Here is a 5,649-nt window from a genome sequence, read left to right as displayed (position 1 = left end):
CGCCCTCGTCGTCACCAGCCCGCTCGAACGGTGTCGGGAGACGGCGCAGGCGGTGCTCGACCGCCAGGCCGGGAGCCCGCCGACCCGGGTGGAGGACGCGCTCACCGAGTGCGACTACGGCCGCTGGCAGGGCCGGGCCCTGGCCGACCTCGCCCGCGAGGACCTGTGGCAGGTCGTCCAGCGCCAGCCCTCGGCGGCCGTCTTCCCCGGCGGGGAGTCGCTCGTGGAGATGCACGCGCGGGCGGTCGGCGCGGTCCGCCGGATCGACGCGGAGGTCGAGGCCGAGCACGGGCCCGGCGCGGTGTGGGCCGCGGTGAGTCACGGAGACCTGCTCAAGGCGGTCCTCGCCGACGCCCTCGGCCTGCACCTCGACCTCTTCCAGCGCCTCCACGTCCACCCCGCGTCGCTCTCGGTCGTGCGCTACGCCCCCGCCGCGCCGCAGGTGCTGACCGTCAACACCGACGACGGCGACCTCACGTGGCTCGCCGCCCGGCACGAGGAGGCCCAGGTCGGGGGCGGGGCCGGACCGGCGGGTTCGCCGCCCGCCTCGTAGCATGGGGAACGTGCCCGTCACCGTCCACACCTTCGACTGGCCCGACCGGCTCGTGATCGGGACGGTCGGGCAGCCCGGGGCGCGCACCTTCTACCTCCAGGCACGCACCGGCAGCCAGCTCCTGTCCGTCGCGCTGGAGAAGGAGCAGTCGGCCGCGCTCGCCGAGAAGATCGACGAGCTGCTCGACGAGCTTATGGCCACCGACGGCAACCGCTTCAGCGTCCCGGCCGAGGCACCGCAGGAGCTCATCGACACCGAGGGCCTCGACCAGCCGGTCGCGGAGCAGTTCCGCGTCGGGGTCATGGGCCTGGGCTGGGACCCCTCCACCGCCCAGCTCGTCATCGAGGCGGTGCCGATCCAGACGGTCGACGCGGAGACGCTCGAGCCGGTCGTCCCCGAGGCGGAGGAGGCGCTCGTCGTGCGCATCCCCGTCGGCACCGCCCGCGCCTTCGCCGAGCGCACCCGCGAGGTCGTCGCCGCCGGGCGCCCGGCATGCCCCCGGTGCGGGGAGCCGATGGACCCCGAGGGCCACGACTGCGGGCCCACCGACGGGCTGCGGTGAGCGGCGCCGAGATCGTTCTCGACGCCCGGATCCTCTCGGCCTCCAACGCCACCTTCCTCGGCCGCCTCGGGCCTGAGCCGGTCGTCTACAAGCCCGTCGCCGGGGAGCGGCCGTTGTGGGACTTCCCCGACGGGACGCTCGCCCGCCGGGAGGTCGCCGCCTACCTCGTCTCGGAGGCGACGGGGTGGGGGCTGGTCCCCCGCACCTGGCTGTGCGAGGGGCCGCTCGGCACCGGCATGGCCCAGCTCTGGTGCGAGCCGGACCCGGAGCAGGACGCCGTCCTCCTCGTCCCCGCCGGGGAGGCCCCGGCGAAGGGATGGTGCCGCGTCCTGGAGGGTGTCGACGAGGAGGACCGGCCCGTCGCCCTCCTCCACGAGGACTCCCCCGCCCTGCGGCGGATGGCGGTCTTCGACGTCGTCGTCAACAACGCCGACCGCAAGGCCGGGCACGTCCTCGCGGTCGAGGGCGGCCACCGGTACGGCGTGGACCACGGGCTGACGTTCCACCCCGAGCACAAGCTGCGCACCGTGCTCTGGGGGTGGGCGGGGGCCGGGCTCACGGCCGAGGAGGTGGCCGGGGTCCAGCGGGTGCGCACCGACCTGGACGGCGAGCTCGGCGCGGCGCTCGGCGGGCTGCTCGAGCCCGCCGAGGTCACCGCCCTCACCGATCGCTGCGACCGCCTGCTCGCCGCCGGGCGCCTCCCCCTGCCGCCCGCCGGCTACCCGGCGATCCCCTGGCCGCCCTTCTAGCCGGTCAGGCCGCCGCGGCCCGGGCGCGCAGTGCGCGCTCGAGGTCGTCGAGCTGCTCGAGGACGGTGCGGCGGAGCCCTGCGGGCGCCCCGGCGTGCTCGTCGAGCCAGCGCCGGGTCCGGCGCACCACCGGCTGCTCCTCCACCGCGCCGTCCTCCTCCGCCGCCCACGACGGGTAGAGCCCCTGGACGAGCCGCTCGGCGATCTCGATCGAGCGGCCCTCCCAGATCGCGGGGAGGAGGGCGAAGTACTGCTCGACGTACCCGTCGAGCAGGTCGGCGTGCAGCGGCTGGGTGAGGCCGGTGAGGACGGCGTCGACCTCGTCGTTGGACAGGTCGCTGTCCCCCAGGGCGGCGTCGGTGCCCGGCGCGGGCAGCCCGAGCTCGGCCCAGGCGCCGGCCTTGACGTCGGCGTCCGGGCGCCCCGCGAGCGCGGCGCGACGGGCCAGGCGGGTGGTCGCGGTGTCCTCGAGGGCGAGCTCGCCGTCGAGGTCCTCCGGCCCCGCCTCGCCGACAGCGGCCAGCGCCTGCCACAGCGACCAGCGCAGGTCCGGGTCGAGCCGCAGGCCCTCGACCTCACCGGCGAGGACCGCGCGGACGTGGCCGGCCGCCTCCGGCGCGCGGGCGGCGGCGTCGGCGAAGGCACGCGCCCACACGAGCTGCAGGCCCGAGCCGGGCTCACGCTCGGTGAGCCGCGCGTAGGTCTCCTCGGCGAGCAGACCGCGCGCCCCGGCGCGCTGCTCGACCGGCAGGTAGTGCTCGACGGCGGTCGCGGCGTGGGCGAGCAGGTCGCGCGCGATCCCGATCTCCTCCTCCGCCGGCAGCTGGCTCACGACGGCGTCGAGGAAGCGCTCGGCGGGCAGGACCGCGTCGCGGGTCGCGTTCCACAGCGCCGACCACACGACGGCGCGGGACAGCGGCTCGGCGAGGGTCCCCGCCGAGCGCAGCGCGGTGGCGCTGCTCCGCGGGTCGAGGCGCACCTTGGCGTAGGTGAGGTCGTCGTCGTTGACGAGGACGAGGTCCGGCGCGGGGATCCCGGCGGCCTCGGCCACCTCGGTGACGGCGCCGGTCACGTCGGTCTCGAACCGGTGGGTGCGCACGAGGGCGCCGTCCTCGCCCGCGGCGTAGCACCCGACGACGAGGCGGTGGTCGCGCAGCACCCCGCCCGCGTCCTCCTGGCGGACCCGTAGGGCGGCAACGGTCTCCCGGCCGTCCTCACCCTGCGCGAGGTCGACCTCGGCGGTGAGCGTCGAGGGGCCGGTGGTCTCCAGCCACTGCCCGCTCCACGCCGACAGGTCACGGCCCGAGGCCTCCTCGAGCGCGGCGAGGAGGTCCGGGAGGGTCGTGCTGCCGAACGCGTGGCGGCGGAAGTAGACGCGGGCACCGGCGAGGAACGCCTCGGGCCCGACGAACGCGACGAGCTGCTTGAGCACCGAGGCGCCCTTGGCGTAGGTGATGCCGTCGAAGTTCTGCTTGGCGGCCTCGAGGTCGGGGATGTCCGCGACGACGGGGTGGGTGCTGGGCAGCTGGTCCTGGCGGTAGGCCCAGGCCTTGCGGCGCAGGGCGAAGCTCGTCCACGCGGTGGAGAAGCGGGTGGCGGTGGCCGTGGCGTAGGTGCCCATGTAGTCCGCGAAGGACTCCTTGAGCCACAGGTCGTCCCACCAGCGCATCGTCGCGAGGTCGCCGAACCACATGTGGGCCATCTCGTGGAGGATCGTCGTGGCGCGGCCCTCGCGCTGGGCCTCGGTGGCCTGGGAGCGGAAGAGGTAGTGCTCGGTGAAGGTCACCAGGCCCGGGTTCTCCATCGCGCCGAGGTTGTACTCGGGCACGAGCACCTGGTCGTACTTGCCCCACGGGTAGGGGTAGTCGAAGGCGTCGTGGAACAGGTCCAGGCCCTGGCGGGTGACCTCGAGGAACTCCGCGGCGTCGAGGTAGGGCGCGAGGGAGGCGCGGCACCACAGGCCGAGCGGCACCTCGAGGGTGGTGCCGTCGGGCAGCTCGCGCGACCAGTTGCCCTCCTCGCGGTGGTGGGGCCCGGCGACGACGGCGGTGATGTAGGTGGACAGCGGCGGCGTGGGCGCGAAGGTCCACGTCCGCCCGCCGTCCTCGGCGTCGGTCACCTCCTGCGCCGCAGAGTTGGACAGCACGTGCCAGTCCTCCGGCGCGGTGACGACGAACGTGTAGGACGCCTTGAGGTCGGGCTGCTCGAGGTTCGCGAAGACGCGCCGGGCGTCGGCGGGCTCGTACTGGGTGTAGAGGTAGGTCTGCCCGTCCACCGGGTCGACGAAGCGGTGCAGCCCCTCGCCCGTGCGCGAGTAGGCACCCTCGCCACGCACGACGACGGTCGACTCCCCGCCGTCCGTGCGCAGCCCCTCGACGTGGACCCGGCCGTCCTCGAAGCGCACCGGCTGCTCCTCGCCGTCGACGACGACGGCGTGGACGCGGGGTCCGAGGAAGTCGAGCCACGTCGTGGGCGCGGTGCTCGTCAGGCTCACGGTCGTCGTCGTCGGGAAGGTCGGGGTGCCGCCGTCGCGGGCTGCGCGCAGGTCGAGCTCCACGGTGACGGTGTGGAGGCTCAGGTGGGAGGCGCGGCCGCGGGTCTCGTCGCGGGTCAGGTTGCTCACGGGGAGGAGCAAAGCACGAGGACCGCCCACCGGGCCACGCGGACGCGGCCGGTCCCCGCGTGCCCGAGCGACCGGAAAACACGCCACGACCTGCGCGACACGCCCTGCGACACGCCGGTGAGGCACGGCCCGGACCGTGACGCGGACCTCAGTCGTGGCAGGGATGAGCGCGCCTGCGGTCTTCGGCGGATGAGAGGCTGGCGCCATGCCCGGTGACCTGCACGTGACGCGCGCCGTCGTCGTGCGCGAGGAGGAGCTGCAGTGGCGCTTCTCCCGGGCCTCGGGGCCCGGGGGCCAGGGCGTCAACACGACCGACTCCCGGGTCGAGCTCACCCTCGACGTCGCGGGGACCACGGCGCTGGACGAGCGGCAGCGTGAGCGGGTGCTCGCGGCCCTCGCCGGCCGGCTCGTCGACGGCCGGCTCACCGTCGTGGCCAGCGAGCACCGCTCCCAGCTGCGCAACCGCGAGGCGGCCGCCGCCCGGCTGGCCGACCTGCTGCGCGGGGCGCTCGCTCCCCCACCTCCGACGCGGCGGCCCACGAAGCCCTCGCGGGGCGCCCAGCGCCGGCGCGCCGAGGCCAAGACCCGCCGCAGCCAGACCAAGGCCCTGCGCCGCCGCCCGGCGGACTGAGGCGGGCCGCGGCCTCAGCCGGCCGCCGACGCGGTGCCGAGCCAGGTGTGCGGGTTGCGGTCCCAGCACCACCCGAGCTTGGGGCGACGCTCGGAGATCCACACGGCGGGCACCCGCTGGTTCGTGCCGGTGCGCGAGCCGGCGAGGGAGAAGCAGCGGCCGGGACGCAGCATGTCCGGGCGCACGACGACGAGCGCCAGCCCCTCAGCGACGGTGAGCGGGCGGCGCCCCTCCGCGCGGATCGTCTCCGTGGCGCTCTCGGGCGTCACGCCGAGGAACCGGGTGCCGGTGTCGACGTCGCGCACGAGGTGGGCGGGGCCGTCCGGGACGTCGACCACGGGGCGGTAGGTCGCGAGCTCGTCGTCGTCGATGAGGCTGACGCCGCCGCGCCGCCCCAGCCGCATGGCGGGGACGGCGTCACCCGGCCGCTCGAGGGCGAGCACGAGGACGAACGGGACGTGGTCCTCGGGCGGGACGGACGTCGGCGCCCCGGCGGGCGGCAGCTGCGCGCGCAGCGGCTCGACGAGCGCG

General features: G+C 75.7%; 6 protein-coding genes. 4 read left to right on the top strand and 2 right to left on the bottom strand.

Going from position 1 to position 5,649, the window contains the following annotated elements:
- The 3 genes from FHE66_RS04080 to FHE66_RS04070 all read left to right on the top strand — a co-directional run.
- Nucleotides 1-553 (top strand): MSMEG_4193 family putative phosphomutase (locus tag FHE66_RS04080; RefSeq protein ID WP_139071809.1); only part of this gene is annotated, 553 nt, incomplete at its 5' end.
- Between the two features lie 10 nt (nt 554-563).
- Nucleotides 564-1,115, top strand: a complete 552-nt coding sequence (locus tag FHE66_RS04075) for a DUF3090 domain-containing protein (protein ID WP_139071716.1) — start codon at nt 564-566, stop codon at nt 1,113-1,115.
- Nucleotides 1,112-1,864: an SCO1664 family protein gene (locus FHE66_RS04070; protein WP_255303599.1), complete on the top strand. Its 753-nt coding sequence runs from the start codon at nt 1,112-1,114 to the stop codon at nt 1,862-1,864. The genes FHE66_RS04075 and FHE66_RS04070 overlap by 4 nt, the downstream gene beginning before the upstream one ends.
- Nucleotides 1,865-1,868: 4 nt before the next feature.
- Here FHE66_RS04070 and pepN read toward each other — a convergent pair whose 3' ends face one another.
- Nucleotides 1,869-4,487 (bottom strand): aminopeptidase N, encoded by a 2,619-nt coding sequence (gene pepN / locus FHE66_RS04065; protein WP_255303598.1) that lies wholly within the window; start codon nt 4,485-4,487, stop codon nt 1,869-1,871.
- A gap of 205 nt (nt 4,488-4,692) precedes the next feature.
- Between pepN and arfB the strand changes: the two genes are divergently transcribed.
- The gene (gene arfB, locus FHE66_RS04060; protein ID WP_139071713.1) at nt 4,693-5,118 is read left to right on the top strand and encodes an alternative ribosome rescue aminoacyl-tRNA hydrolase ArfB; all 426 of its coding nucleotides are present in this window, start codon (nt 4,693-4,695) and stop codon (nt 5,116-5,118) included.
- A 14-nt stretch (nt 5,119-5,132) separates the two neighbouring features.
- Here the strand turns inward: arfB and FHE66_RS04055 are convergent.
- The coding region (locus tag FHE66_RS04055; RefSeq protein WP_176554643.1) for a DUF5701 family protein at nt 5,133-5,649 on the bottom strand (517 nt) is incomplete at its 5' end.

It is taken from the genome of Georgenia sp. 311 (assembly GCF_006151955.1).
Taxonomy (GTDB): Bacteria; Actinomycetota; Actinomycetes; order Actinomycetales; family Actinomycetaceae; genus Oceanitalea; species Oceanitalea wutianyii.
This window is presented reverse-complemented; position numbering and strand designations above follow the sequence as displayed.